Origin of the sequence: Ruegeria sp. ANG-S4 (genome assembly GCF_000814005.1) — a bacterium.
GTDB lineage: Bacteria > Pseudomonadota > Alphaproteobacteria > Rhodobacterales > Rhodobacteraceae > Ruegeria.
The window spans coordinates 92,945-119,345 of record NZ_JWLK01000010.1 but is presented as its reverse complement, the minus strand read 5'-3'; the positions used below and the strand labels follow the sequence as shown (position 1 = coordinate 119,345).

The 26,401-nt window shown below is 57.6% G+C and carries 27 protein-coding genes; 18 read left to right on the top strand and 9 right to left on the bottom strand.

Annotated elements, in window-relative coordinates; translation table 11 throughout:
* Genes tsaD through RA28_RS21570 form a run of 4 tightly spaced genes read left to right on the top strand, consistent with a single transcriptional unit; the run spans nucleotide 1 to nucleotide 2,750 of the window.
* Complete coding sequence (gene tsaD, locus RA28_RS21585) at nucleotides 1-1,098, top strand: tRNA (adenosine(37)-N6)-threonylcarbamoyltransferase complex transferase subunit TsaD (protein WP_039533406.1); 1,098 nt, start codon at nucleotides 1-3, stop codon at nucleotides 1,096-1,098.
* Nucleotides 1,095-2,057 (top strand): NAD(P)H-dependent glycerol-3-phosphate dehydrogenase, encoded by a 963-nt coding sequence (locus RA28_RS21580; RefSeq protein ID WP_039533283.1) that lies wholly within the window; start codon nucleotides 1,095-1,097, stop codon nucleotides 2,055-2,057. The genes tsaD and RA28_RS21580 overlap by 4 nt, the downstream gene beginning before the upstream one ends.
* A gap of 1 nt (nucleotide 2,058) precedes the next feature.
* Nucleotides 2,059-2,328 carry a YciI family protein gene (locus RA28_RS21575; RefSeq protein ID WP_039533281.1) on the top strand — a complete coding sequence of 90 codons (270 nt, stop codon included), beginning with the start codon at nucleotides 2,059-2,061 and terminating at the stop codon, nucleotides 2,326-2,328.
* The gene (locus tag RA28_RS21570) at nucleotides 2,328-2,750 is read left to right on the top strand and encodes an EVE domain-containing protein (protein WP_039533278.1); all 423 of its coding nucleotides are present in this window, start codon (nucleotides 2,328-2,330) and stop codon (nucleotides 2,748-2,750) included. The genes RA28_RS21575 and RA28_RS21570 overlap by 1 nt, the downstream gene beginning before the upstream one ends.
* A 173-nt stretch (nucleotides 2,751-2,923) precedes the next feature.
* Here the strand turns inward: RA28_RS21570 and RA28_RS23095 are convergent, their stop codons facing one another.
* From RA28_RS23095 to ahcY, 3 genes are all read right to left on the bottom strand, one after another.
* Nucleotides 2,924-3,046, bottom strand: coding sequence for a DUF2853 family protein (locus RA28_RS23095; protein WP_342585430.1), 123 nt, complete (start codon nucleotides 3,044-3,046; stop codon nucleotides 2,924-2,926).
* Between the two features lie 206 nt (nucleotides 3,047-3,252).
* Nucleotides 3,253-4,002 (bottom strand): extensin-like domain-containing protein, encoded by a 750-nt coding sequence (locus RA28_RS21560; RefSeq protein WP_039533277.1) that lies wholly within the window; start codon nucleotides 4,000-4,002, stop codon nucleotides 3,253-3,255.
* 13 nt (nucleotides 4,003-4,015) lie between these two features.
* Nucleotides 4,016-5,404, bottom strand: a complete 1,389-nt coding sequence (gene ahcY, locus RA28_RS21555; RefSeq protein WP_039533275.1) for an adenosylhomocysteinase — start codon at nucleotides 5,402-5,404, stop codon at nucleotides 4,016-4,018.
* 150 nt (nucleotides 5,405-5,554) lie between these two features.
* Here ahcY and RA28_RS21550 point away from each other — a divergent pair, with 150 nt between their 5' ends.
* Entirely contained in the window at nucleotides 5,555-6,550 is a 996-nt protein-coding gene (locus RA28_RS21550; RefSeq protein WP_241481188.1) for a glycosyltransferase family 8 protein, read from the top strand.
* Between the two features lie 3 nt (nucleotides 6,551-6,553).
* Here RA28_RS21550 and RA28_RS21545 read toward each other — a convergent pair whose 3' ends face one another.
* Nucleotides 6,554-6,868 carry a hypothetical protein gene (locus tag RA28_RS21545; protein ID WP_039533270.1) on the bottom strand — a complete coding sequence of 105 codons (315 nt, stop codon included), beginning with the start codon at nucleotides 6,866-6,868 and terminating at the stop codon, nucleotides 6,554-6,556.
* Nucleotides 6,869-7,075: 207 nt separating this feature from the next.
* Between RA28_RS21545 and RA28_RS21540 the strand changes: the two genes are divergently transcribed.
* Both RA28_RS21540 and RA28_RS21535 read left to right on the top strand, forming a co-directional pair.
* Nucleotides 7,076-7,669 (top strand): HD domain-containing protein, encoded by a 594-nt coding sequence (locus tag RA28_RS21540; protein ID WP_039533268.1) that lies wholly within the window; start codon nucleotides 7,076-7,078, stop codon nucleotides 7,667-7,669.
* Between the two features lie 123 nt (nucleotides 7,670-7,792).
* Nucleotides 7,793-9,499: a SulP family inorganic anion transporter gene (locus tag RA28_RS21535; RefSeq protein WP_039533267.1), complete on the top strand. Its 1,707-nt coding sequence runs from the start codon at nucleotides 7,793-7,795 to the stop codon at nucleotides 9,497-9,499.
* Here the strand turns inward: RA28_RS21535 and RA28_RS21530 are convergent.
* Together RA28_RS21530 and RA28_RS21525 are read right to left on the bottom strand one after the other, a co-directional pair.
* Nucleotides 9,492-10,046 (bottom strand): ActR/PrrA/RegA family redox response regulator transcription factor, encoded by a 555-nt coding sequence (locus tag RA28_RS21530; protein ID WP_039533265.1) that lies wholly within the window; start codon nucleotides 10,044-10,046, stop codon nucleotides 9,492-9,494. The genes RA28_RS21535 and RA28_RS21530 overlap by 8 nt on opposite strands.
* 86 nt (nucleotides 10,047-10,132) lie before the next feature.
* Nucleotides 10,133-10,753: an SCO family protein gene (locus RA28_RS21525; protein ID WP_039533264.1), complete on the bottom strand. Its 621-nt coding sequence runs from the start codon at nucleotides 10,751-10,753 to the stop codon at nucleotides 10,133-10,135.
* 88 nt (nucleotides 10,754-10,841) lie between these two features.
* On the opposite strand from RA28_RS21525, the gene regB reads away from it, so the two are divergent.
* The 8 genes from regB to trxA all read left to right on the top strand — a co-directional run bounded on the left by regB (nucleotide 10,842) and on the right by trxA (nucleotide 22,665).
* Nucleotides 10,842-12,239 (top strand): sensor histidine kinase RegB, encoded by a 1,398-nt coding sequence (regB, locus tag RA28_RS21520; protein WP_039533262.1) that lies wholly within the window; start codon nucleotides 10,842-10,844, stop codon nucleotides 12,237-12,239.
* A gap of 64 nt (nucleotides 12,240-12,303) precedes the next feature.
* On the top strand, nucleotides 12,304-13,812 hold the full coding sequence (locus RA28_RS21515) for a PAS-domain containing protein (RefSeq protein WP_039533403.1): 1,509 nt from the start codon (nucleotides 12,304-12,306) through the stop codon (nucleotides 13,810-13,812).
* 41 nt (nucleotides 13,813-13,853) lie between these two features.
* Entirely contained in the window at nucleotides 13,854-14,324 is a 471-nt protein-coding gene (gene tsaE, locus RA28_RS21510; protein WP_039533260.1) for a tRNA (adenosine(37)-N6)-threonylcarbamoyltransferase complex ATPase subunit type 1 TsaE, read from the top strand.
* Entirely contained in the window at nucleotides 14,321-15,325 is a 1,005-nt protein-coding gene (locus tag RA28_RS21505) for an aminoglycoside phosphotransferase family protein (protein ID WP_039533259.1), read from the top strand. Before tsaE ends, RA28_RS21505 begins: the two co-directional genes overlap by 4 nt.
* Nucleotides 15,322-16,008 carry a nucleotidyltransferase family protein gene (locus RA28_RS21500; RefSeq protein WP_039533257.1) on the top strand — a complete coding sequence of 229 codons (687 nt, stop codon included), beginning with the start codon at nucleotides 15,322-15,324 and terminating at the stop codon, nucleotides 16,006-16,008. The genes RA28_RS21505 and RA28_RS21500 overlap by 4 nt, the downstream gene beginning before the upstream one ends.
* A complete protein-coding gene (addB, locus tag RA28_RS21495; protein ID WP_039533255.1) occupies nucleotides 16,001-18,928 on the top strand; it encodes a double-strand break repair protein AddB in 2,928 nt (975 codons plus the stop codon). The genes RA28_RS21500 and addB overlap by 8 nt, the downstream gene beginning before the upstream one ends.
* Nucleotides 18,925-22,284 (top strand): double-strand break repair helicase AddA, encoded by a 3,360-nt coding sequence (gene addA / locus RA28_RS21490; RefSeq protein WP_039533252.1) that lies wholly within the window; start codon nucleotides 18,925-18,927, stop codon nucleotides 22,282-22,284. Before addB ends, addA begins: the two co-directional genes overlap by 4 nt.
* A gap of 60 nt (nucleotides 22,285-22,344) precedes the next feature.
* Nucleotides 22,345-22,665 (top strand): thioredoxin, encoded by a 321-nt coding sequence (gene trxA, locus RA28_RS21485; RefSeq protein WP_039533251.1) that lies wholly within the window; start codon nucleotides 22,345-22,347, stop codon nucleotides 22,663-22,665.
* An 89-nt stretch (nucleotides 22,666-22,754) separates the two neighbouring features.
* Here trxA and RA28_RS21480 read toward each other — a convergent pair whose 3' ends face one another.
* Entirely contained in the window at nucleotides 22,755-23,090 is a 336-nt protein-coding gene (locus tag RA28_RS21480; protein WP_152612131.1) for a hypothetical protein, read from the bottom strand.
* 205 nt (nucleotides 23,091-23,295) lie between these two features.
* Between RA28_RS21480 and RA28_RS21475 the strand changes: the two genes are divergently transcribed.
* Both RA28_RS21475 and RA28_RS21470 read left to right on the top strand, forming a co-directional pair.
* Complete coding sequence (locus RA28_RS21475) at nucleotides 23,296-23,646, top strand: Lin0512 family protein (RefSeq protein ID WP_039533248.1); 351 nt, start codon at nucleotides 23,296-23,298, stop codon at nucleotides 23,644-23,646.
* A complete protein-coding gene (locus RA28_RS21470; protein WP_039533247.1) occupies nucleotides 23,643-24,005 on the top strand; it encodes a Lin0512 family protein in 363 nt (120 codons plus the stop codon). The genes RA28_RS21475 and RA28_RS21470 overlap by 4 nt, the downstream gene beginning before the upstream one ends.
* A gap of 60 nt (nucleotides 24,006-24,065) precedes the next feature.
* Here RA28_RS21470 and RA28_RS21465 read toward each other — a convergent pair whose 3' ends face one another.
* Nucleotides 24,066-24,260 (bottom strand): DUF1127 domain-containing protein, encoded by a 195-nt coding sequence (locus RA28_RS21465; protein WP_039533401.1) that lies wholly within the window; start codon nucleotides 24,258-24,260, stop codon nucleotides 24,066-24,068.
* A gap of 197 nt (nucleotides 24,261-24,457) precedes the next feature.
* On the opposite strand from RA28_RS21465, the gene hslV reads away from it, so the two are divergent.
* Nucleotides 24,458-25,015, top strand: a complete 558-nt coding sequence (hslV, locus tag RA28_RS21460; RefSeq protein WP_039533246.1) for an ATP-dependent protease subunit HslV — start codon at nucleotides 24,458-24,460, stop codon at nucleotides 25,013-25,015.
* On the opposite strand, the gene RA28_RS21455 is transcribed toward hslV, so the two are convergent.
* A complete protein-coding gene (locus RA28_RS21455; RefSeq protein WP_039533245.1) occupies nucleotides 25,007-26,248 on the bottom strand; it encodes an MFS transporter in 1,242 nt (413 codons plus the stop codon). The two genes, hslV and RA28_RS21455, sit on opposite strands and share 9 nt — an antisense overlap.
* Between the last annotated feature and the right edge of the window lie 153 nt (nucleotides 26,249-26,401).

The window sequence follows — 26,401 nt, the reverse complement described above, 5'->3', positions numbered from 1 at the left end:
ATGGTGCAAACACTTACGATCCTCGGACTGGAAAGCAGCTGTGACGACACAGCCGCCGCAGTTGTGCAAAAAACCGGGGAGTCGAAAGTCGAAATTCTGTCCTCTGTCGTGCATGGCCAAACCGAGCTGCACAGCGCGTTCGGCGGCGTCGTCCCCGAGATCGCGGCCCGTGCCCATGCCGAAAAACTGGACCTTTGCGTGGTTCAGGCGCTGGATGCCGCCGGGCTGAGCCTGCGTGACATGGATGCCATTGCCGTCACTGCCGGGCCCGGGTTGATCGGCGGGGTCATGTCCGGGGTCATGTGCGCAAAAGGTTTGAGCGCGGCCACAGGATTGCCCTTGATCGGGGTCAACCATCTGGCCGGTCACGCGCTGACGCCGCGACTGACTGACGGAATCGCGTTCCCCTACCTTATGCTGCTGGTCTCAGGCGGGCATTGCCAATACCTGATCGCCCAGGGGCCGGAACAGTTTACCCGCTTGGGCGGCACCATCGACGATGCGCCGGGCGAAGCGTTTGACAAAACTGCGCGCTTGCTGGGCCTGAAACAACCCGGCGGCCCTTCGGTCGAAACCGAGGCACGTTCGGGTGATCCCAAACGTTTTCGCTTTCCGCGCCCATTGCTGGACCGGCCCGGTTGCGACCTGTCGTTTTCCGGCCTCAAGACTGCGTTAATGCGGACACGCGATCAGATTGTCGCTGAAAAAGGTGGTTTGACGCGACAGGACCGAGCCGATCTTTGCGCTGGGTTTCAACTGGCGATCGTCGATACGTTGGCCGAAAAAACCCGCCGCGCAATTGCCCTCTATCTGGAACAGGAACCTGACGACCCGGTGATTGCCGTTGCGGGCGGCGTGGCAGCCAATTCAGCCATTCGGTCAGCGTTAGAGTCGGTTTGTTCCCACATTGGTGTGCGTTTTACCGCTCCGCCACTCGGCCTGTGTACGGACAACGCAGCAATGATCGCATTTGCGGGGATGGAGCGTTTTGAAGCTGGCGCGCGGGACGGTTTGGACCTGATGGCCCGCCCGCGGTGGCCGTTGGATCAGGACAGCCCCGCAATGCTGGGTGGCGGTAAAAAGGGGGCCAAGGCTTGACCGTTTCAGTTCTGGGTTCCGGTGCTTTCGGGACCGCATTGGCAATTTCGCTGGCCGGCAATGGGCCCGTCACCTTGTGGGCCCGCAGCGCTGATCATGCCCGACGGATGCAGGAAGCACGCGAGAATACCGCGCGGTTGCCAGGTGTCGCCTTGCCATCAAATGTGACCGTGACCGAGGACATTGCAGGTGCGGCCGCATCCGATGTCATCCTCTTGGCTGTGCCCATGCAAAACCTTCGGTCGGCGCTGACCGAACATTCCGACATGTTGGCGGGAAAGACTCTGGTGGCATGCTGCAAGGGAATCGAACTGACGACCGGACTGGGTCCGATTTCCGTAACGCAACAGACGGTACCGCAGGCACAACCCGCGCTTTTGACGGGACCCAGTTTTGCCGATGATATCGCGCGGGGGCTGCCAACGGCGCTTACGCTGGCATGTGGCGACGAAACCGTGGGGCGATCATTGCAAACGCAACTCACGACCAGTAATCTGCGGCTTTATCGCACCACCGACACAATTGGCGCTGAGCTGGGTGGGGCCTTGAAGAACGTGATGGCAATTGCCTGCGGTGCGGCAATCGGTGCGGGGCTGGGCGACAGTGCCCGCGCGGCCCTTATGACGCGCGGGTTTGCCGAAATGCAGCGATACGCGTTGATGCGCGGTGCGCAGGCTGACACCTTGATGGGGTTGTCGGGACTGGGTGATCTGGTTTTGACTTGCTCGTCAGAGTTGTCCCGAAACTATCGCTTTGGCCTGTGTTTGGGTCTAAATCGTCCCTTTGATCAAAACACGACCGTCGAGGGCGTCGCAACAGCCCGCGCCGTAGCCGACCTGGCCACTGCCGAAGGTTTGGACATCCCCATAAGCATGATTGTCGCCGATCTCAGCCACGGTAAGATCAACGTCAAAGACGCAATTGACACCTTGCTCAATCGCCCACTCAAGGAGGAATGAAATGCTGATCGCCCTGATTGCCCGTGACAAGGACGGCGCCTTGCAAACCCGGCTGGACAACCGTTCGGCGCACCTGGCCTACATCGAGGAAACGGGCGTCGTCGCGCAGGCCGGGCCTCTGTTGGATGGTGACGATATGATTGGGTCGTTGATCATTCTGGATGTAGAAGATCTGAACGCGGCGCAAACGTGGGCCGACGGTGATCCTTATGCCAAGGCCGGGCTGTTTCAGTCGGTCGAGCTGATCCCGTGGAAAAAGGTAATCGGCTGATGGCGAATTGGCTGTTCAAATCCGAACCCTCAACCTGGAGCTGGGATCAACAGGTCGCCAAAGGTGAAGCAGGCGAAGAATGGGACGGTGTGCGCAACTATCAGGCGCGAAACTTCATGCGCCAGATGGCGATTGGCGACCGTGGCTTCTTTTATCATTCCCAAAAGGACAAAGCGATTGTAGGCATTGTCGAAGTCTGTGCCGAAGCGCATCCGGACAGCACAACCGATGATGAACGGTGGGAATGCGTGGATATCAAAGCGGTTCGGCCTTTTCTAACAGCTGTCACGCTGGATCAGATCAAAGCTGACGAACGATTGTGCGAGATGGTGCTTGTCAAGAACTCCCGCCTTTCGGTTCAGCCGGTGACGGACGACGAATGGTCCGTTATTTGCGAGCTGGGCCAGACACAGGCTGATTAAAAAGGGAAGGTTCCGACGGATCAGAACCTTCCCTACCCCCGCGTGCTCCCAACTCACCACACGCGTATGGAAAATCATGGTCCTGACCGTCCTGGTCACGGGTCGAAGTTAGCTGATGTCACTGTGTCAGATCAAACACCAAGTTCAGAAGTTTTCTCTAAAATTCAACGCGTTCACTGATCGGCAATTGTTTTAACGGTTTCAAGCTCTGACTCGTGACCGGCCGTGACAGTCGCCGCATCCGCATTATGGAACGCGAGGCTGCAACCGACAGGGACCTTGGTCAAAAGCTCCATATCAGGCTCTAACCCGCATCTTTTTTTAGATCGTCTGTATATCTCACGCTCAAATCGTAACGCTTGCCCGTGTCGCGGATTCCGCTTGCGGCGCTTTGGCGTTGCTCACGGTTGGCAAACAGCCGCGGTGCGTCTGGGCCCCGGAAAGGAAATGGGGCCCGTTTTCCATCCTTGGGTACAAAACAGGTGAAAACCCGCTCACCACCCTAGCGGCAATAGCCCCAGCCGGGTCCTTGCAAATGGAAATGATCTGCGTGCAAACGGTTGAAATCAGGGCCCAGAACCACGCGAAACCAATCGCACGCACCGCGCCAGATCTGTCGAAGGAAATCAGCCTCTGGGCCGGTGCCGCCCCAGTCCTCAACTAAGGTCAAACTACGCCCGTCAGCGAGAACGACACCAATGATGTCAATTGAGTCCGCGCGCGCGTGGCTGCTCCAGCGACTGTTGTCACCCTGTGCCGTGCGCATTCTACGGCAATTGTAGCTGCCAATTTGGCGCAATCCCGCGACCTCGGTCCCCAGTATGTCACGGGCAGCGGGCTGAACGACGTGATGCTCCCACAGGACCAGCCGCAATGCGGTTCGACAGTTGGTTTCGGCCCCATTTATCTGTGCGCTCACAAGCTGCGACAGCATCCCCCGACCAGTGATGCCGCAGTTCTGGTCAACGACCAGATCCTCCATCGCGTCAAAGCGAGCACCCGCTTGGGATATCGCCGCCCGACACTGCGCTTCGTCCGCCAGCGCTCGGTTCAGTTGATACCGCGTGACCGGCGTCACAGGCGCGGTCACACTCAGCGCGCGAAGAGGATTCCAATGTGACGGAACGGGCGTTTCAGGATGCGCCAACAACCACCAGCCACCTCCGCCCAACAAGATCGCGACAACTGCAATCCTGAAAACAAAAGACGCCGCCAGCAATAGATACCGGCGGCGCCCAGAAGGTTCGGTCATACTCGAACCGCGCTCAGTAGCGGTAGTGTTCCGGCTTGAACGGGCCTTCGGGCTTGACCCCGATATATGCTGCCTGCTCGCTATCCATCTGGGTCAGCTTCACGCCGATCCGGTCCAGATGCAGGCGGGCCACTTTCTCGTCCAGATGCTTGGGCAGGATGTAGACTTTGTTTTCGTACTGATCGCCCTTGGTGAACAGTTCGATCTGCGCCAGAACCTGGTTGGTGAACGAGGCCGACATCACGAACGAGGGGTGGCCGGTGGCGTTGCCGAGGTTCAGCAGACGGCCTTCGGACAACAGGATGATACGGCTGCCCGAGGGCATCTCGATCATGTCCACCTGTTCCTTGATGTTGGTCCATTTGTGGTTCTTCAGGCTGGCCACCTGAATTTCGTTGTCGAAGTGGCCGATATTGCCGACGATGGCCATGTCCTTCATCTCGCGCATATGCTCAATGCGGATCACGTCCTTGTTGCCGGTGGTGGTGATAAAGATATCTGCGGTTTCGACTTCGTCTTCCAGCAGGGTAACTTCGTAACCGTCCATCGCAGCCTGCAACGCGCAGATCGGGTCAACTTCAGTCACTTTCACACGGGCACCGGCACCGCGCAGCGACGCGGCAGAGCCTTTGCCGACATCACCGTAACCGCAGACCACGGCAACCTTACCGGCCATCATCGTGTCGGTGGCGCGGCGGATGCCGTCGACAAGCGATTCCTTGCAGCCGTATTTGTTGTCGAATTTCGACTTGGTGACCGAGTCATTCACGTTAATCGCAGGGAACGGCAGGTGGCCGTCTTTTACCAGCTGATACAAGCGGTTCACACCGGTTGTGGTTTCCTCGGAGACACCCTGAATCTGGTCGCGCATCTTGGTGAACCAGCCTGGGCTTGCTGCCATACGTTTGGCGATCTGCTTCTTGATCACTTCTTCCTCTTCCGAGGTCGGAACCGGGATGATGTCCTCACCCGCCTCGGCCCGCGCACCCAACAGGATATAGAGCGTCGCGTCACCGCCATCGTCCAGAATCATGTTGGGGCCATCGTCGAACAGGAAGGATTTATCCAGGTAATCCCAGTGTTCTTCCAGCGTCTGGCCCTTGATGGCAAAAACCGGAATATCCGCTGCCGCAATCGCTGCTGCCGCGTGGTCTTGCGTCGAGAAAATGTTGCACGACGCCCAGCGCACATCAGCGCCCAGTGCGACCAAAGTCTCGATCAGAACAGCGGTCTGGATTGTCATGTGCAAAGACCCGACAATCCGCGCGCCCTTCAGCGGTTTGCTCTCGCCATATTCCGAACGCAGGGCCATCAGGCCCGGCATCTCGGTTTCAGCGATATCCAGTTCTTTGCGGCCAAAATCAGCCAGCGAAATATCTTTGACTATGTAGTCACTGCCCATAGGACCTCTCCGAATTTGCTGAATGGGCATCTAGCATTGACATCCTTGTCCTGCAATGCGTAACGAAATGGGCATCCGCGCTGAACGAAACTCGGGCGGTACATGCAATCGTCGCGTTAGGGTCGACCGCACTTTCTGATGGAAAAAACGATGCCGCAGCTGAGTTTGTCCGCCTCGGGGCCCGCCGCTTTTCGAAAAGCCATCATGTTTTGCTGCGATCAGAATTATCTTGTCTTTGCAGCTCACGCGGCATCACAGATTGCGGCATTGCACCCCGAACGCGATTTCGACATCTGCATTTGCTATGACGAGCGTCCGGTGGCGATACCCGCCGCGCTGGACCATCTGAATATCCGCCTCTGCTACGTGAAAACCGACGGGTTGTTCGAAGGTCTGCGATTGGACCGCGGGAAAAGCCACGATGTGTATTTGCGTCTGGCGCTTCCGGCGGCTTTTGCGGACGAATATGATCGCATCCTGTATCTCGACAGTGACATCTTTATTCAGGGCGGCGATTTCAGTGCGCTTTTGGATCTGGATATTGCGCCCCATGCGATAGCGGCAGTGCGGGACAATACGCAATGGCGAACGCCGGGCCGCAAACCCAAGCAATTCAAGTCCCTGAACCTGAAGGCCGCGCCTTATTTCAATGCGGGCGTCATTCTGATGGATGTCGCGCGGTACAACGAACAGGGCCTGCTGAACCGCTGCCTTGCGCTTGGCAAAGCGAATGCTGATATCATGATCCGGCACGATCAGAACCTGTACAATGCGGTTCTGCAAGGTGATTGGGCCGAGATCAGCCCCATGTGGAACTGGCAGTTCACTTGGTCATCCCTACTTTTTGCGATGCAAATGGAACCCCACCTTGTTCACTTCATCGGCAAGACCAAACCGTGGAAAGACCCGAAGGGAGAGCTGAGCCCGCGCTTTGCCAATGCGATGAAAGCCTTTTCCGACAGGTATTTTCCTGAACTCGACATGTTTCAATCGGTCAACAAGCCGCTGGAACCCAACAGCGGAAAAATGCGAAAGATGCTGCTCAAGCATTTTCTGTCAGGCGCAAAAACGCAGCGTTATCTCAGCCGATTTCCGGATGACCTGACGGTTATCAAATCAGGGCGCAGATCAAATCCGGGCAGCTAGGGATCAGCTTGGGATGCCGTCCGGGATAGCTTTGGGTATCGCTTCAAAAAAATCAGTGCCAACGGCGACAATACAACTCAGGCCGTTCGCATGGGTCACGAGAACGGTGTAGCTGCCCGTCTCTTTCGAGGTCCAAACCTCCATGACCGAATGTCCACCACGTGATTTCTGTAAACCGCCAAATGCCAGTTCTTCCGAATAGCTGTCCTTGAGTTTGGCGATCACATCATCGCGTTGTGCACAATTCTGGGCAAAAGCCGGGGGCGCGGTGGCAGCCATTCCAAAAGTCAGGGCGATTGCAAACAAACGCTTGAACATAGCAAGCTCCTTTCGATACGTGTTTCGTTTCGAGAGGGCGCGCGACTGAGAGGCGTCTGCACCCCCTCAGTCCATAATGTCGGGATCACTTCCAATTGGTTCAAAGCACGAATGCTCAAGAAATTGTTGGCAGCCGGTGATCCTGACAGATACATCATACCACAAAAACACCGATTGAATGTGTCCTACTTCACAAGGCATGGCAGAATGGCAACACAACCCAGAGCGTGGCAAAGAATGCTGTCAGGTCGCAGGCTGGACCTGCTGGACCCGACACCTGTGGACATCGAGATCGAGGATATTGCGCACGGGCTGGCCTTTGTGGCCCGCTGGAACGGGCAGACAAAGGGAGATTTTGCATATTCGGTGGCCGAACATTCCCTTTTGGTTGAAGAGCTCTTTGGCCGCATCGCACCAAATGCACCGGCAAAATGGCGGCTTGCGGCCCTGTTACACGACGCGCCGGAATATGTGATCGGCGACATGATTTCGCCCGTTAAATCCGCAGTTGGCCCCGGCTATGGCGCTTTGGACGACCGTTTGGCTGTAGCAATCCATATCCGGTTCGGTTTGCCCGCAGCGGTGCCAAAAACGGTGAAACGGCAGGTCAAAAAGGCCGACAAGATCAGTGCATGGATGGAGGCGACGCAGATCGCGGGGTTTTCCGAAGCTGAGGCTACGAAGTTCTTTGGTCGCCCCGATATGGCAGTGATGGAGGGGCTGGAGATCAAGTTGCGGCCACCGATTGAGGTGCGGCGGGCCTACACGGACCGGCACGCGGCGTTGTTAGAGGCAACTTGAGAAACGGCAGCCGCCAACTCCCTTTCAGTTTCGCGCCTTTTGGCCAGCCAGAGACACACCAGGGTTCAAAAACCTTGGCGTGTTCGTATGATATTCGTACAAGCATGTTCTGAAGGACCGTGAATGGCGGACGCGCAGAAATCAAAATCCAGATTTCGACTGCCGGTCTTTCAGGGGATTCTGCCGTTTGAACCGTCGAAGCTTCCGGCCGAGATTCTGGCCGGGCTGACCTTTGCCAGCCTCGCGATCCCCGAAGTGATGGGCTATACCAAGATCGCTGGCACCCCGGTCATCACCGGCCTTTACACGATCCTGATCCCGATGGCCTTGTTCGCCATTTTCGGCTCTTCAAGACACCTTGTCGTCGGCGCAGATTCGGCCACCGCAGCGATCACGGCTTCGGCACTGGCGGGCCTGGCGGTGTCAGGCTCGTCCGAATATCTGGCCTTGGCCTCATTACTGGCTTTGATGGCTGCCATTCTCCTGTTGCTGGCTCGTGTCATCGGCCTCGGTTTTCTGGCTGATTTTTTATCCAGAACCGTGCTGATCGGATTTTTGACCGGCGTTGGCATTCAAGTGGCGATTGGGGAAGTACCTACCATGCTGGGGATCGAGGCAACAGCGCACGGGACGCTTGCCAAACTGTCCAGCATCGCCCAGCACTACGATCAGATCAGTTGGCCCACGCTGCTGGTTGCTCTTTCGGTTCTGACCGTCGTCATTGGCGGCAGGCAATTGTCGGCCCGAATACCGGGACCTCTTATCGCCGTCATCGGTGTGATCCTGTTGAGTTGGGGGTTTCAGTTTAGCGCAGCGGGCATCTCGGTTTTAGGGGCGGTTCCCAGCGGCCTGCCCAGTTTTTCCATTCCCGATGTGGATTGGAGCTGGACCCTGTTGAAGCAACTGACACCAACCGCATTTTCGATCGTTGTGGTCATCCTTGCGCAAAGCGCTGCAACATCGCGGGCCTATGCGGCGCGTTACAACGAGAAGTTCGACGAAAACACCGATCTTACGGGCTTGGGGCTTGCCAATTTCGGTGCCGCCTTCACCGGGACTTTCGTTGTAAATGGCAGTCCGACCAAAACCGAGATGGTGACCAGCGCGGGTGGCCACTCTCAGATCGCCCAGTTGACGACCGTAGTGATCGTTCTGATCGTGATCCTGTTCCTGACCGCACCGTTGGCCTATTTACCGAATGCCGCGCTGTCTGCCGTAGTCTTTCTGATTGGGTTAAACCTGATCGACCTGCGCGGATTGCGCACGATTTTCCGGCAAGCGAGATCCGAGTTTTGGGTGGCCGTCGCAACGGCCGCCGTGGTTGTCTTTATCGGGGTTGAGCAGGGCATCCTGCTGGCGATGGTGCTGTCATTGATTGACCACACGCGCCACGGATACCGGCCCAAGAACGCGGTTATCGTGAAGGCAGAGAGCGGCGGCTGGCACTCAAAGCCAGTTTCAAGTCACGCACAGTACGAGCCCGGTCTTGTTGTCTATCGGTTCTCACACGGGCTTTATTATGCAAACGCCCAGCGGCTCACGACGGAAGTGTTCGAAATCGTGCAAGATGCCCAACCTGAGGTTTCGTGGTTTTGTATCGAAGCGTCTGCCATTGACGACATCGATTATACAGCCGGCTACACACTGCGGTCGCTATGCAAGACCCTTCAGGACAGGGGCATTCGGCTGGTGTTTCTGTTTACTGAGCCGCGCGTGAAAGCAGAAATCGACCGCTACGGCATTACCGGGACTTTGGGTGATGACGCTGTATTCGGGTCTGGCACGGAACTGCTGGAGGCATTCAGCAAGCGTGACGCGCAACCTACCTAGGACTGCGTTTCGCCAGAATCCTCTGCAATGTCCTGCGGTGCATGTTGAGCCGCCGTGCAGTCTCAGAGACATTCCGATCACACAGCTCATAAACCCGCTGGATATGCTCCCAGCGCACGCGATCGGCGCTCATGGGGTTTTCCGGCGGCGGGGGCAGTTCGTCACCCTTGGCCAACAGAGCATTGGTGATGTCCGTGGCATCAGCGGGTTTCGACAGATAGTCGGTTGCACCAATTTTCACCGCAGCGACGGCTGTTGCGATAGCACCGTATCCGGTCAGAACCACAACCCGGCTGTCAGGCCGTTTCTCGCGCAGCACTTCGACCACGTCCAGACCATTGCCATCCTCTAAACGCAGATCAACCACCGCATAGGCAGGTGGGCGGGCAGTTGAAATAGCGCGGCCCGCGGCAACAGAGCCTGCGGTCTCAACCTCAAAGCCGCGTTTCTCCATGGCCTTGGCCAGACGTCTCAGAAACGGCTCGTCATCATCCACCAGAAGCAGGGATTTATCAGGCCCGATTTCAAGCTGGGAAATGTCTGCCATGTATAGGTCTTTCCGCTATTTCATGCATTTGGCTTACACATGAGTTTTAGCAGCGCCAACCCAAAGGTCAAACAGCCTGTGGCGGCCTAGACCTTGTCCAGAAAGCACCCAACCTTATCGGCCATTTGCGTAGCCGTATCATCACGATTGAAAAATTCAATGAACCCGTCCTGAGGTGTCACCAGATACGTGAAGGTCGAATGGTCCACCAGATAGAACTCATCGCTTTTGTCATGGGCTTTGTAATAGGTCTTGTAGGCCTGGCTTGCGGCCTTGACTTGTTCGGGTGACCCGGTCAGCGCAATCGTCTTACCCCCGAGGTTGAATGCATAATCGTCCACCACTTCGGGCGTATCCCGGTCCGGGTCGATCGAGATGAACAGGGGCGTTACCGACTGTCCACGCTCGGCCAGGATATCAACGGCTTCGGCGTTTCGTGACATGTCAAAGGGGCAGACATCGGGGCAGAACGTGTATCCGAAGTATACCAGCGTGGGTTCGGTGATCACATCCGTATCCGTCACGGTTTCCCCCTTGCCGTTGACAAGCTCGAACGGCCCTCCGATCGCGGCAGCGCCGCCTGCGATCTGGCTGGTGCGGCATTGGGCGAATTTGTCGTCCGACCCGCCCCCTTGAGTCATGAGCCACATTGCCCCCAGGCCCACGGCCAGAACGATGGTTGCGAGAATGGCATAAAGGCGAGTCATGGCAGTTGTCCTGAAGCAGGGTTGTTGATCGTAACGGCCCGGACACCTATCAAGTTACCAAGCCGACGCAATAGGACATATTCGACCCATGGCAGAATCCAAGATCAGCCTGTGGCAAGGACAGGAGCGCAGCAGTTGGATTCGCCTGCGCACGCTGATCCTGTTGCGTTGGGTCGCAATTATCGGCCAGCTTACCGCGATCACCGTCGCGCAGCAGACCTATCATGTGCAGCTTGAACTGGGGCTGTGCTACTTTGCGGTCGGCGTTTCGGTCATGGGCAACCTGACTGCGATCCTTTTATTCCCCGAAAACAAGCGCCTGTCCGAATTCGAAAACTTCCTGATGGTGCTGTTCGATTTGTTGCAATTGTCGTTTTTGCTGTACCTGACGGGTGGATTGAACAACCCCTTCGCGCTGCTGTTGGTCGGTCCGGTGACGATTTCGGCCAACGTGATGAGCACGCGATCAACGCTGATCGTGGGGGCCGTTGCCATTGTTCTGACCAGCCTTCTGGCCCAGTTTCATTTGCCGCTTCGGACCAATCTGGGCCTGGTTCTGGACATGCCGGACACCCTGTTATTCGGGAACTGGGTCGCGATCATTATCGCTATCGTGTTCATCGGAGCCTATTCCCACCGCGTCAGCTCTGAAGTTCAATCCATGTCCGAAGCCTTGTCGGCCACCCACATGGCGCTGGCTCGGGAACAAAAGCTGACCGACCTGGGCGGCGTTGTCGCCGCTGCCGCGCATGAATTGGGTACGCCTTTGGCCACGATCAAGCTGGCCAGTTCCGAATTGATCGAAGAGTTGGACGACCGACCAGACCTTATGGAAGACGCCGCCTTGATCCGCGAACAGGCAAATCGGTGCCGGGACATTCTCCGGAACATGGGTCGCGCGGGAAAAGACGATCTGCATCTGCGCCAGGCACCTCTGACGACGGTTATTCACGAAGCTGCCGAGCCTCACGTAAATCGTGGCAAATCGGTCCATTTCGGCGAACGTCCCAGCGGCGACGCCGACATGCAGCAGCCTTCGATACTGCGCAAACCCGAAATCATCCACGGTTTGCGCAACCTGATCCAGAACGCCGTGGATTTCGCACAGGCAAATGTCTGGGTCGAGGCCGAATGGACCCCGGATCAAATCACGATCTGTATCATGGACGATGGCCGGGGCTATCCGCCGCACATGATCGGCCGGATCGGAGACCCCTTCATGCGACGGCGGCGTTCAGACAGCGACAAGTCCGCGCGCCCTGAATATGTTGGCATGGGGCTAGGTCTGTTCATCGCCAAGACCCTGCTGGAGCGCAGCGGCGCCGAGTTGAAATTCGCGAACGGGACCGATCCCTACCAGAACCTGAACACCGACCCGGACCGGCGCGGTGCCATCGTTCAGGTGTCCTGGCAACGCAAGCTGATCGACGCGCAAAAAGGTGATTCACCGGTTCCGTCCGGCGCAAATCAGCCATTCCAGATTTGAATTAAGGCCCCGTTAACTATTGCCGTCCATAGTCGGCACGGTGGACCGAGGGGATGTCGCTGTTATGGCTGACTGGATTATTCTGGCCGTGATCAGCCTGATTACTGCCGGCTTTTCGTTGCAATGGTTGTTGCCGCGCCGCCCGAACTGGGTCGGCGATTACGGGCTGGCAACGCCGAATACACTGTTCGATACGGTTTTTCTGTTCGACGGGAACCGCCTGATCAGCCACTCGGATGTGGCCTTGGCCGGGTACGAGACGGTACAGGATTGGGCAGATTTGCGACGATTGCTGAAACGCGACTTTCCAACCTTTCCCGAGACACCGGAAACTGTTCGGACCGAAGGCAATCTGATCGTAACCGCCATAGATTGCACAATCGAACGCGAGGTCCTGTGCGAATGGATCGATGGTATCGCCCGCGTACAATTGCGTGAACGAAATCGCGAAACGTGCCCGATTACCCGGGATCCAAACGACCCAATTCGCCTTGCGATGGATCAAGCCCCTTACCCGGTACTTCTGCTGGACCGGTCAGACAGGGTTCGATGGTGCAACGCGGCGTATGTTTCGTTGGTGCGCAAGGCAAGGGGCCGCGACGCAGACCTGACCGAGCCTTTGTTCCATCGGATTCAGGGCCAGAACAATCTGGGCAGGAAATCCAGGGTGTCGGTCGCGGTGACAGGCAGCAAGAACAAGCTTTGGTTTGACCTGGCCCATGTCGATCGCGACGAAGGTCAGTTGATCTATGCGACTGACATCAATGCGATTGTCGAGGCTGAGGCCGCACAGCGTAAATTTGTCCAGACGATGACCAAGACCTTTGCGCAATTGTCCATCGGGCTTGCCATCTTCGACCGCAACCGCCAGTTGGCCCTGTTCAATCCGGCACTGATTGACCTGACCAATCTGCCGCCCGATTTCCTGAGTTGTCGTCCCAGCCTATCCAGCTTTTTTGATCGCATGCGGGATCAGCACATGATGCCGGAGCCCAAGAATTACCGCAGTTGGCGCCGCCAGATGAATGACCTGGTCGAAGCCGCACAGGACGGGAATTATCAGGAAACTTGGTCACTGCCTTCCGGATCGGTATATTCCGTCAGCGGCCGGCCGCATCCGGACGGGGCTGTGGCGTTTTTGTTCGAAGATATCACGGCTGAAATTACGTTGACCCGCAGGTTTCGCGCGGAAATGGGCCTCATGCAGTCCATACTCGACAAACTGGCGGATGCGATCGCTGTTTTTTCCGACGACGGCACATTGGCCCTGACCAATTACGCCTACAATCAGCTGTGGGGTGAGCCGGAAGAGACGGCATTCGAACTTGCAACTGTGCTGGATGTAACTCGCGGATGGCAGGAGCAATGCATGGCCACTCCGGTTCTGGGTGAAATTCGGGATTTCGTCGAAATGCGCGACAATCGCACCCAATGGTCGGCGGACATGTCGCGGCGGGATGGCCAAAGTATGACTTGCACGGTCAGTCCGATGCAAAACGGGGCGACCATCGTTCGGTTTTCGCTTGGTCATCAACCAGAGCAAACGTCTGAAATTCAGAAAATCAGTGCCTGAACCGGGTTGCGGCTGGCTGGCGGCACGTCCATTGTGGCGCCATGCAAAATCCCGCTGCGATCACACTGAAATCACCGGAAGAAACCACTGATCTGGCAAAGAAACTGGGCGCAGTTTTGCAACCCGGCGACGTTCTTCTGCTGGAAGGTGCCATCGGCAGTGGAAAAACACATTTTGCGCGTTCCTTGATCCGATCCCTGATGCGCAAGCCCGAGGATGTCCCCTCTCCGACTTTCACGCTGGTCCAAGTCTACGAGACAGTGATTGGAGAAATTTGGCATTCGGATCTTTACCGACTCTCTGACATTTCCGAGGTCGAAGAACTTGGCCTTACAGACGCTTTTGAAACGGCGGTTTGCCTTGTTGAATGGCCCGAAAAACTGGGGCCGCTGACCCCGCCTTCTGCCCTGACGTTTGGATTTCGGACGGATCTGGGGGATGAGGACACCCGGAACCTTCAAATTCGTTGGTCCGACCCCAAATGGCAGGACAGGCTGGAGGGTCTGCGATGACAAATCGTGATATTCTGGGCAAGGCGCTGACCGCCGGCACGCAATGGGCGGACGCCCAGCACGTACCTTTGGCCGGGGACGCCTCGAATCGTCGCTACGAACGCCTGACTGACCCAGCCAGTGGAAAAACCGCGGTTCTGATGGACGCGCCGCCGGAACAGAACGAAGACATGGGTGCATTTGTCCGCATGGCAAACCACTTGCGGTCCATCGGCCTGAGCGCGCCCGAGATCTATGCGATGGATCTTGAATTCGGGTTTCTGCTTTTGGAAGACTTGGGTGACGCCCTCTTCGCCCGCGTTCTTGAAAAAGACCCCGGTCTCGAGCGAACCCTTTACGCCGCCGCAACAGATGTTCTGGTCCACCTGCACGCCGCACCGGTGTTGACGCTGGAAAGCTATGATCCAAGTCTGATGACCGAGTACGCGGCTCTGGCGTTTACCAAATATGCGCAGGGCATCATGGGCACACATGACACGGACGCGCGAAACCGGTTTGAGTTGCGGTTTGCGGACATCTTGCACAGGGAAACCGGCGGGGCGCGAGTTGTTGTGCAACGGGACTATCACGCTGAAAACCTGATCTGGTTGCCGGACCGTGAAGGTCTTTGCCGGGTTGGACTGTTGGATTTCCAGAGCGCGATGCTGGGGCATCCAGCCTACGATTTGATGTCGCTGCTGCAAGATGTCCGACGGTCGGTACCCGCCGGGATCGAAATGCGTATGATTGACCGGTACATTGACGCCACGGGCGTTGACGGGCACGACTTCCGAACCGCCTATAGCGTGCTGGGTGCGCAACGAAATTTGAGGATATTGGGCGGGTTCGCGCGGCTGGCGACCGATTTCGGCAAACCGCAATATGTTGACCTGATCCCCGCCGCCTGGGCTCATCTGATGCGCGACCTCGAACATCCTGCGCTGACCTCAATTGCGCAGATCATCCGCGATACGCTCCCTGCTCCGACACCGGAACACCTTGCACAGCTGAAGCCGCAATGATGACAAACCCCGACGCCGTGATGTTGTTTGCCGCCGGGTTTGGAACCCGTATGGGCGACCTGACCCGAACCCGACCGAAGCCGTTGATCGAAGTATCAGGGCGACCATTGATCGACTATGCGTTGGACCTCGTCGACGCGCAAAAGCCCGCCCGAGCCGTCGTGAACGTGCACTATCTGGCCGACCAGATAATTGCGCATCTTTCGGCAACGGAGGTTCTTGTCTCTCACGAAAAGGACAGGATTCTGGACACCGGCGGCGGCTTGCGGGCCGCATTACCTTTGTTGGGGACGGGTCCGGTATTTACTTTGAATTCCGACGCGATCTGGGCTGGGCCAAATCCGCTCAGGCTTTTGGAGAATGCTTGGGACCCAGACAGAATGGACGCGCTTTTGATGTGTATTCCGGTTGCACAAGCGATTGGCCATTCCGGCCCTGGCGATTTCAGCCGGGACGACACGGGGCGTATCACCCGCGGCCCCGGGCTGATCTATGGCGGTGCGCAAATCGTCAAACCGGACGGGTTGCATGCCATACCCGACGATGTTTTCTCGCTGAATGCGCTGTGGGACAGAATACACGACAATGGGCGATTGTTTGCGGTGGAATACCCCGGGCGGTGGTGCGATGTTGGCCATCCGGGCGGGGTCGCGTTGGCAGAAAGTTTGATTACCGATGTTTGATCAAGGCACAACGCCCCGCGTTTTTGCAGTGCCTCCAGGCGCAGACTTTCCCAAGGCTTTGGTCAACGGATTGCGGGCACGCACCGCCGCGCAACCACCCGAGGCGCTGGCCCGCGTGCAACTGGTCGTGAATACGCGTCGAATGGCACGCCGTGTCCGGGATTTGTTTGACCAAGGGGCGCCGTGCTTGTTGCCCCGTTTGTCCCTTGTCACCGATCTGGGCGAAAGCGCCGATCTTGGGCACATTCCACCGGCGATCCCTGCGCTGCGCCGTCGACTAGAGTTGACGCAGCTGATCGCGAAGTTGTTGGATCAGCAACCCGATCTGGCGGCGCGGGCCTCTCTGTTTGATCTGTCCGACAGCCTCGCCGCCCTGATTGATGAGATGCAGGGCGAAGGCGTTTCGGCAGATGCGATCCGGAAACTGGATGTCAGCGACATGTCGGGTCATTGGGAGCGCGCACAGAAATTCGTCGGGATCGCGGATCAACTCATTTCATCCGGGGACGGCGCGCTTGACGCCCAAGCCCGCCAACGACGCGTTGTCGAGGCCTTGATCGCCGACTGGCAAGACACCCCGCCCAAGCACCCGGTGATCCTTGCCGGGTCAACCGGGTCGCGCGGGACGACCCTGATGCTCATGCAGGCGGTGGCCCGTTTGCCGCAGGGGGCGTTGATTCTGCCCGGGTTCGATTTCGATCAGCCGGATTATGTCTGGGACCGACTGAATGACGCCTTGACCAGCGAAGATCATCCGCAATTCCGGTTCAGTAAACTGATGAACAAGCTGGGGTTAAAGCCAAGCGACGTCAGGGCATGGACGGGTGATCCACCCCCTTCTCCCGCGCGTAACCGGTTGGTTTCGCTGGCTTTGCGCCCTGCTCCAATAACGGATGCATGGATGGCCGAAGGGCCAACGCTGGACAATATCGAGGGCGCCACCCGTGACCTGACACTGGTCGAGGCGCTTTCACCCCGCGCCGAAGCGCTGGCCATTGCCCTGCGGCTGCGACAGGCGGCAGAAGATGGACAAACGGCAGCGCTGATCACACCGGATCGGATGCTGACACGGCAGGTTAGCGCGGCGCTGGATCGCTGGAACATTCTGCCCGACGATAGCGCCGGATTGCCGCTACAGCTTTCACCGCCTGGCCGGTTCCTGCGCCACGTTGCCGGATTGTTCGCCCGAAGACTGGATGGCGAGGCGCTTTTGACGCTGTTGAAGCATCCGCTGTGCCATGACGGTGGCGAGCGCGGAACGCATCTGTTGCATACCCGCGATCTGGAACTGCATTTGCGTCGCAACGGCCCCCCGTTCCCGAGCCGCGAGAGTATGGAGGATTTCGGCGCAGGCGACGGTATCTCGGAGACTTGGCTGGCTTGGGTTACGGAAAACTTCTGCGACCAACAGTGTCCCGGCGAACGACCGACCGCTGACTGGGTCGCGCGTCTTCGCACGCTGGCGCAGGCGATTTCCGGCGGGTCCGACGGGGGTACGGGAACGCTGTGGGAAAAGAACGCAGGCCAAAAGGCACTTTCTGTTGTCACCGCGCTAGAAAACGAAGCCCATCACGGCGGGTCGATGTCAGCGCATGACTTTGCCGATCTGCTGGGCGCACTGCTTGCCGGGGAAGAGGTGCGTGACCGCGATGCGCCACACCCGCGCATCATGATCTGGGGCACGCTTGAGGCGCGCGTTCAGGGCGCCGATCTGTTGATCTTGGGTGGCCTGAACGAAGGCAGTTGGCCCGAGGCGCCCGCGCCCGATCCATGGTTGAACCGCCAGATGCGCGACAAGGCGGGCTTGTTGCTGCCAGAACGCAGGATCGGTTTGTCTGCGCACGACTTTCAACAAGCCATCGGTGCAGCCGAGGTTTGGTTGACCCGATCTGTCCGGTCCGACGATGCCGAAACCGTTGCATCACGCTGGTTGAACCGCCTCATCAATCTGTTGCAAGGCCTGCCGGACCAAGGCGGACCGCAGTCTCTTGCCGACATGCGCGGCCGAGGGAACCAGTGGTTGCGTTGGGCAGCGATGCTGGAAGACGCACCCCGCACTGCGCCCGCACATCGACCATCGCCCTGCCCTCCGGTCGCGGCCCGACCACGGCGTTTGTCCGTGACCGAGATCAAGCGCCTGATCCGCGATCCATATGCAATCTACGCCAAGCATGTATTGCGGCTGAGGCCACTGGACCCGCTGGTGCAAGCGCCTGACGCGTTGCTGCGTGGTATCGTGGTTCACGAGATCCTCGAACACTTCGTGAGGGATAGCGTCTTGGATATGGCGCTATTGACCCGAGAGAATTTCCTGAAACGGGCCGAAACGCTGTTGGCCGAACATGTGGCCTGGCCGACGGCGCGGGCGCTCTGGCTGGCTCGGTTGGAACGGATTGCAGATCAGTTTCTGACGGCCGAACGCTTGCGCAGGACAGATGGCGGCCCAGTTGCATTTGAGGCGGCGTTGAAGCTGGACATCCGCCAGTTGGCTTTCACGCTAAATGGGCGTGCGGACCGGATCGACGTCAACAGCCGCGGCGCCCTTCGGATCGTCGATTACAAAACGGGCGTACCGCCAACTGAAAACCAGCAAGCCAAGTTCGAAAAACAGCTTTTGATCGAGGCTGCCGTCGCCGAACAAGGCGGACTTGAGGGTTTTGATCCATTGCCCGTGGCGCAGGCCGTCTTTATCGGGATGGGCGGCAGCTACAAAGAAGTGCCGGCGCCATTGGATAACGAGCCTTCTGACAAGGTCCTGGCAGAGCTACAGAAGTTGATTTCGGCCTATTTAGAGCCTGATCAGGGGTTCTCGTCCCGTAGAATGCTGCACAAGGATACCGATATCGGTGACTATGACCATCTGGCGCGGTTCGGGGAATGGGATCGAACAGCGCAAACCATATCCGAGGACCTGACATGACCGCACGCAACGATGCGACCGAGCGGCAGGTGCAAGCCGCGCGCCCGGATGCCTCGACCTGGTTGGCGGCGAATGCGGGATCTGGCAAAACACGCGTTCTGACGGATCGGGTTGCGCGGCTATTGTTGAGCGGCGTTCAGCCACAGCACATCCTGTGCCTGACCTATACCAAGGCCGCGGCGAGCGAGATGCAGAACCGGTTGTTCAAGCGGCTGGGTCACTGGGCAATGCTGGATGACGCGACGCTGCGGACGGAACTCACCGACCTTGGTGTCGACGGTGATGTCGGTCAAGACAGTCTGGCGCAGGCCCGCACGCTTTTTGCGCGCGCCATCGAAACGCCCGGCGGTCTGAAAATCCAAACAATCCACTCGTTCTGCGCGTCCTTGCTGCGTCGGTTCCCCCTAGAAGCCGGGGTAAGCCCTCAATTCTCGGAGATGGAAGACCGCGCCGCCGCTTTGTTGCGGCAGGAAATTGTCGAAGACTTCGCCGATGGGCCCCACGCCCATCTAATCACGGAAATCGCGCGGTTTGTCACGGATACCGATCTCGACAAACTCACGGCGGCAATTTCGCAAAAGCGCACTCTGTTTGCGCAGCCATCGTCATTTGAGGACTTGCTGACCGTTTTCGGACTGCCGGATGACTTTGATGAAGAAGCGCTGCTTCGCAGCGTCTTTCTGGGCGGCGAGGTTGATCTGCTGCGATCCATTCTTCCTGTTCTGACGGAGAGCGGTGGAAACAACGCCAAAGCGGCTGCCAAGCTCTCTGCGGTTTCGACTGCCGATATGGATGCATTGCCAGCACTGGAAAGCGTCTTTCTTTTTGGCAAGTCCGCAAAAGAGCCTTTTGCCGCAAAGGTTGGGAACTTTCCGACGAAGCCCGTGCGTGAAGGTGCGCTGGCGGACCGAATGTCGCAATTGGATGACTTTATGAAGCGGGTTGAGAGCGCCCGAGAGCAGCGGCTTGCGCTCATGGCTGCTCGAAAGTCACATGCTCTTCATCGGTTTGCTTCAGTTTTTCTGCCGGAATACGGACGCCGCAAGCAATTGCGCGGTTGGCTGGACTTTGACGATCTGATCCTGCGCGCCCGTCAGGTCCTGAATGACCCAGCGGTGGCGGCATGGGTGCTGTATCGTCTGGACGGCGGCATCGACCACATTCTGGTGGACGAGGCCCAGGACACCAGCCCCGGCCAGTGGGACGTAATCGAAAAGCTAGCTCAGGAATTCACCAGCGGAGAGGGCGCGCGCTCTGACGTTGAGCGCACCATCTTCGTTGTGGGGGACAAGAAACAGTCGATCTATTCCTTTCAGGGCGCTGACCCTCAAGCCTTTGACCGGATGCAGGCCGAGTTTGGGCAACGATTGCAGGAATCAGGCTCTAAACTTTGGAATTCCACGCTGGAATACTCGTTTCGGTCGTCCAGTGCGATCCTGAGCCTGGTGGATATTCTGTTTGAAAATCAGATTGAGGCCGGGTTTCAGAAGGAATCGCAACACCGTGCATTCAAGGCCGACCTACCGGGTCGCGTTGACCTGTGGCCCGTGATCGAAAAAGTCGAAGAGGAAGAAGATGGCGACTGGACCGACCCGGTCGACCGACCCGGTGCCCGCCACCATACCGTCCTGCTGGCTGAAAAAGTCGCCTGGTCAATTCGGGATATGATCAACAACGGTGAAACGATACCCATCGATGGTAGCACGCCCGGCATTTTCGCACGCCGCAATGTGACACCCGGCGACTTTCTGATCCTTGTACAGCGTCGCTCGGACCTGTTTGCCGAGATCATTCGCGCCTGCAAAGCTGAAAATCTACCCATTGCGGGGGCGGACCGTCTGAAAGTCGGCGCAGAACTGGCGGTCAAGGATTTGGCTGCCTTGTTGAGTTTTCTGGCGACGCCCGAAGACAGCCTGTCGCTGGCCACGGTTCTCAAATCTCCACTGTTTGGATGGTCGGAACAGCAACTTTTTGATCTGGCGCACCGGCGCGAGGAAACTTACCTGTGGGCGGCCCTGCGGGGGCGTGCGGACGAGTTTCCCGATACGCTCTCGGTTCTCAACGATCTGCGCGGACAAACCGATTTCTTGCGCCCATATGACTTGATCGAACGTATTCTGACGCGCCACGACGGTCGGCGAAAACTGCTGGGCCGACTTGGGGCAGAGGCCGAGGACGGCATCAACGCCTTGCTGTCACAGGCCTTGGCCTATGAACGAACGGATATTCCCAGTCTGACCGGCTTCCTCGTTTGGATGCAAACGGACGATCTGGAAATCAAGCGCCAGATGACAGGCGTTGGTGACATGATCCGGGTCATGACCGTCCATGGCTCCAAGGGGTTGGAGGCGCCGATTGTCATCCTGCCCGACACCGGCAAAAGACAACCGCCACGGGACGCGGAAATCATGGTCGCGGGGGATAAACCGGTCTGGAAGCTTCCTGCCGGTGCGTCACCCAGACTAATCACGCAAGCCCGGGATGCCGCCCGCGAGCGGGAAGAGAACGAACGGCTGCGACTGCTTTATGTGGCTCTGACTCGGGCGGAAAAGTGGTTGATCGTTGCCGCCGCCGGAGATGTCGGCAAAGACGGCAACAGCTGGTACCAACTGGTCGAGGCCGCGATGGAGCGGGCAGGGGCGGTAAATGTACCCGGCTCGCGGACAAAACGGCTTGCCCATGGCGATTGGTGTGCGTTGCCACTGGTCTCGGGCGACAAACCGAAAAGCCAGGCGTTGGATTTACCCGAAATTTACCACCGGCCCGCTGTGGATCCAGTCTTGCCAAAAGGTACGCTCAGCCCATCAGACTTGGGCGGGGCCAAGGCGTTGCCAGGCGACGCCGGCCTGGACGAAGAAGAAGCCAAACAGCGCGGGACACACCTGCATCTGTTGCTGGAACACTTGCCGTCTGTCGCGCCCGATACCCGTTCACAGCTTTGCGCCCGGTTGCTGCCCGATATGCAGGGACCGAAACGCGACGATCTGCTGCAAGAAGTTGAGCGCGTTTTGAACGCGCCAGAGCTTGAGTTTCTGTTTTCACCTCACACTCTGGCAGAAGTTCCCGTCTCTGCCAATCTTGATGGACGCAGAATTCACGGCATCATCGACCGGTTGATCGTGGCCGAGGATCAAGTACAAGTCATTGATTTTAAGTCGAATGCAATAGTTCCGGACAGCCCGGAGTCCTGCCCCGAGGGGCTGCTGCGCCAGATGGGCGCGTATGAGCGCGCACTGTCCCAAATCTATCCCGATCGGACCATTCGCACCGCCATTTTGTGGACCCGAACAGCTGACTTGATGTGGGTGCCACACGATCTTGTGACGGATGCTTTGGCCCGCGCGGCGATCTCTTGACCTTGCAAATCCGCGCACCTAGGTTCAGTGCCCAAGCGTACCTCTTTCAGGAGACAGATCATGTCGACCGTTGCCGTAACCGACGATACCTTTGACGCCGAAGTCAAGAATTCCGATGTTCCCGTTGTCGTGGACTTCTGGGCCGAATGGTGCGGCCCGTGTAAACAGATTGGTCCCGCACTGGAAGAGCTGGCGACCGAATATGGCGGCAAGATAAAAATCGCCAAGGTAGACGTGGACAGCAACCCGAATTCAGCCGCCGCCATGGGCGTACGCGGCATTCCGGCTCTGTTCATCTTCAAAGACGGTCAGGTTGTGTCGAACCGCGCCGGCGCTGCGCCCAAAGCCGCGCTGCAAAGCTGGATCGACGAATCCATCTAACCGCCTGCAATCGGTAAATGCGAAGGGACGCCTGAATCTTGGCGTCCTTTTTTGTTGGGCAGGCGGGTCTTTAAGTGGCAGTGATCCAATCACTCAATCTTCCAACTTACGGAAATCCCGCTGCCGTCCCTGTGTCGGAACGAAACGGTGTCGCCTTCCAGCACGACCTCTTGGCAATCATGGGGCAGGGGAACGTCATCAATGACGAGGTCCCGACAGTAATATTGTTCCTTCCACTCCCAAGACCCGCTGATGGTTCCGGCTTCTGGGCCTTTGCCTTCAACCGTGCCGTCTTTCAGTATTTTCACCCAAGTCTCGCCCTGAACAAGTCTCTTGTCGGCGACCATTTTCAGGAACTCTTGTTTGCTTTTAATTTCCTCCGACGATGCCGGAGCCGCCGCACACCCCAACCCCACCAGCAGCATCACGCGTTTCAAGCACACCATTGCCTCAGACCCCTCCCTTTTGGATTGCAGCCCGATTTTAGCGAGAATCGTCGGTTTGTAACATCGCAAGCCGCCAAATTTGTTGGCGAAACTCCTTTTGGCTGGATTGGGTTGTCGGTTCTGGGTCTTACATTTTGGCACCTTGCGTGCTGGATACTATGTGAAACGACATAGAGGAGGCGACATGCCCAAAACACGGGTACTAGTAGAATTCGGAATGGGCACATCGCTCAGGCGCGAAGACTATACCGAGGCCGCATCGCGGGCGATCAAGGATGCACTTTGGCACAATTCCGTGAACATGGCAGAGGCGTTCGGGTTCCCAAAAGAGGCGATGATCATCGATGCTGAGATCGGAGTGCAGAAACCCGAGCTTGTGGATACCGAAGCGCTGAAGGCGATCTTTCCCTATGGTCAACCCAACATCACGGCGTCACTTGGCGGGCTGGACATCGACAAGCCGCATACGCAGGGAGTCACGGTGATTGCCAATGCTGCTGTCATTGTCTCGTTCAACATGGAGCCCGCCCAATGAGCGATAAGCGTATCATTCTTGAGATGGGCACCGGTAATGATCTTTATGGTCAGGACTATACCAAGGCCGCCCGCCGTGCCGTGCAGGATGCTCTGCATCATTCCTCGATCACGTTGTTCTCGAAGCTTGGCATAGACCATACCGATATGCGTGTTCAGGTGACCATCGGCGTGCAGCAACCCGAAAAGGTCGATTGCGCCCAAATCGCCGCCGATTTGCCGCGAGGCCGTGCCGAGGTGCGCGCGATCAAAGGTGGTCTGGACGTTGTCGATGACCCATCCGGAAAACATCTTGTCGTTGCTACGGCGGCTATCGAGGCCTATCTTCCGGATCAAACAGGAAACTATATACTTGATTAAAAAGAAAAAGCCGCTCGGGTGTCCGGGCGGCTGTTCCAATTCGGCGATCTTGTCGGGACCTTAGATCTTCGCGATGTCCGCGCGATCCAGACCGATGTCGTCCAGCTGTGCGTCCGTCAGCCCGGACAGCAGCTTGCGTGTCTTGCGATCTTGATTCCATTCGACAACGTTGTCGAAGGCAGAGATGAAAGCGTCCGCGATGTGCAGGATGGTAGCTGCTCCGAGCGGCGCATGTTTTGTTGCAGAATTTGCCATGTGCGCAGTCCTTTTGTCTGAAACAGCCGACCCGTTGTCGGTTGTAAGGCTCATGTAGTCCCGCTGTCGCGGACTCACAATTGCTGGTCTGGTAACCCCGAATTGCGCTCAGTGCATATCTTTTGAGCGGTTTTAGAACGGGTTGCGCCTGTCTCTTGCGCGGCCCATATATAGCGACTGTGAGAACGGAGGCTTTCATGGCAGACAGCGATTTTCCCGGATGGCATGGGACGACCATCATTGGCGTCAAAAAAGGCGGTCAGGTCGTTATTGCCGGTGATGGGCAGGTCAGTCTGGGCCAAACCGTCATCAAGGGGACCGCGCGCAAGGTGCGACGACTGTCACCGGGCGGATTCGAAATCGTCGCCGGTTTTGCAGGGTCGACGGCGGATGCGTTTACGCTGCTTGAGCGGTTGGAGGCCAAGTTGGAATCCACCCCGGGTCAATTGGCGCGCGCCTCGGTCGAACTGGCGAAAGACTGGCGCACGGACAAATACCTGCAAAAGCTTGAGGCGATGCTGATCGTCACCGACGGAAAGGACCTGTTCGTCATCACCGGGGCAGGGGACGTGCTGGAGCCAGAGCACGATGTGGCCGCCATCGGATCGGGCGGTAACTTTGCCTTGGCCGCAGCCCGCGCAATGATGGACAGTGACAAACCTGCCGAGGACGTTGCGCGCGCGGCCATGGCGATTGCTGCCGACATCTGCGTGTACACCAATGGCAATCTGACTGTCGAAACGATCTCAGGTTAACAAGGCTTTGATCTCTTTGCCTTTCCAGCGCAGGTGCATGCCGACCAATCCCATCAGAGCGGTGGCAATAACGATGTAATACGGCAGGCGGATATCAAAGCTCATGAGCCCGCCGCCGATCAGCGACATGACCCCGCCCGCCAGGCAGAACACTGCAGTCGTCACACCCATGACCCACCCTTGATCTGTCTCGCTGACGGACGAGGAAAACAGCCCAAGCAAGGTCGGGTATGACACGCCAAAAAAGAAGTAGAAAAAGAACACGGGCACATAACTCAGAACGCCGCTTGGGCTGAAGGCAAATCCGAAACCGCAAATCACCATCACGACCAAAGACGTGTAGATGATCTGGTGCTTGCTGAACCTTTCTTGCGCTGGCTTGACAAGAAACGTGCTTGAGAACGCCAGCGCAAAGCCGATGACAACCATCGCCATGCTGCCGCCGATCACGCCATAGCCCCAGGCACTGGTCAGGAAGTTATCGACGAACACATAAAAGGTGACGTTCGCAATCATGAACAAGGCGTAGACCGGTAGGATTTTCAGAACCAGTGGATGCTCGCGCACAGCAATCAGACTGTCGGTGATATCTCTTGGGCGGAACACGAAACGGGTTCGCTCGGTGCGCAAATCCTTGAAGAAGAAAAGCACCAGAAAGATCGCGATCAACACCAGGACAAAGGCACCGTAGAATGGTGTTTTCAATGTGGCAAAGCTGCCCAAAAGGTTCGCATCCGAAAGAACCGCGCCTATTATCGGGCCGCCGACCAGACCGAAACTGACGCCGGTGATGATATAGCCCATATTGCGGTCCCGGTCCGCAGCGTCGGTGCTGCCGTCAATCATCGCAGCCTGCGCGATGGGTTGGTTCCCTGCCGTAAACCCGGTGATCGACCGACCAATGATCAAAAGCAACAGACTGTTGAGGTAGAGCGCCGCAATTGTCAGCGCATAGCCTGCCAGGGCCCCGCCGAGGCAAACCAAAAGCGCGTTCTTGCGTCCAATCGAGTCCGAGACCTTGGCCACGTACACAACACCCAGAAACCAAGACAGAAAAAAGCACCCGATCACCAAACCATAGTACAGGTGCCTTGTTCCCATGGACGTGCTGTCAGGCAGGAACCCGGATTTTGTTTCCATGATCAACGAGTTGATGATCGGAAAGACCAGCCCCTGTCCAATGAGGTCCACGAACACGACAAACAGAAGGGTGATCTTGGCAATTTTCGTCATTTACACACTCCGGACCCGCAACACGTTGAAATCACTGTAACAGAGCAGCGACGTTTCACCTATGGAAAGCGTTTGCAAACCCGATGGGGCGTTGCTAACCAACGCGGCCAAGGAAATTCGCTTGGTTGTTTTCGCGTGGCGCGTAACTACCTA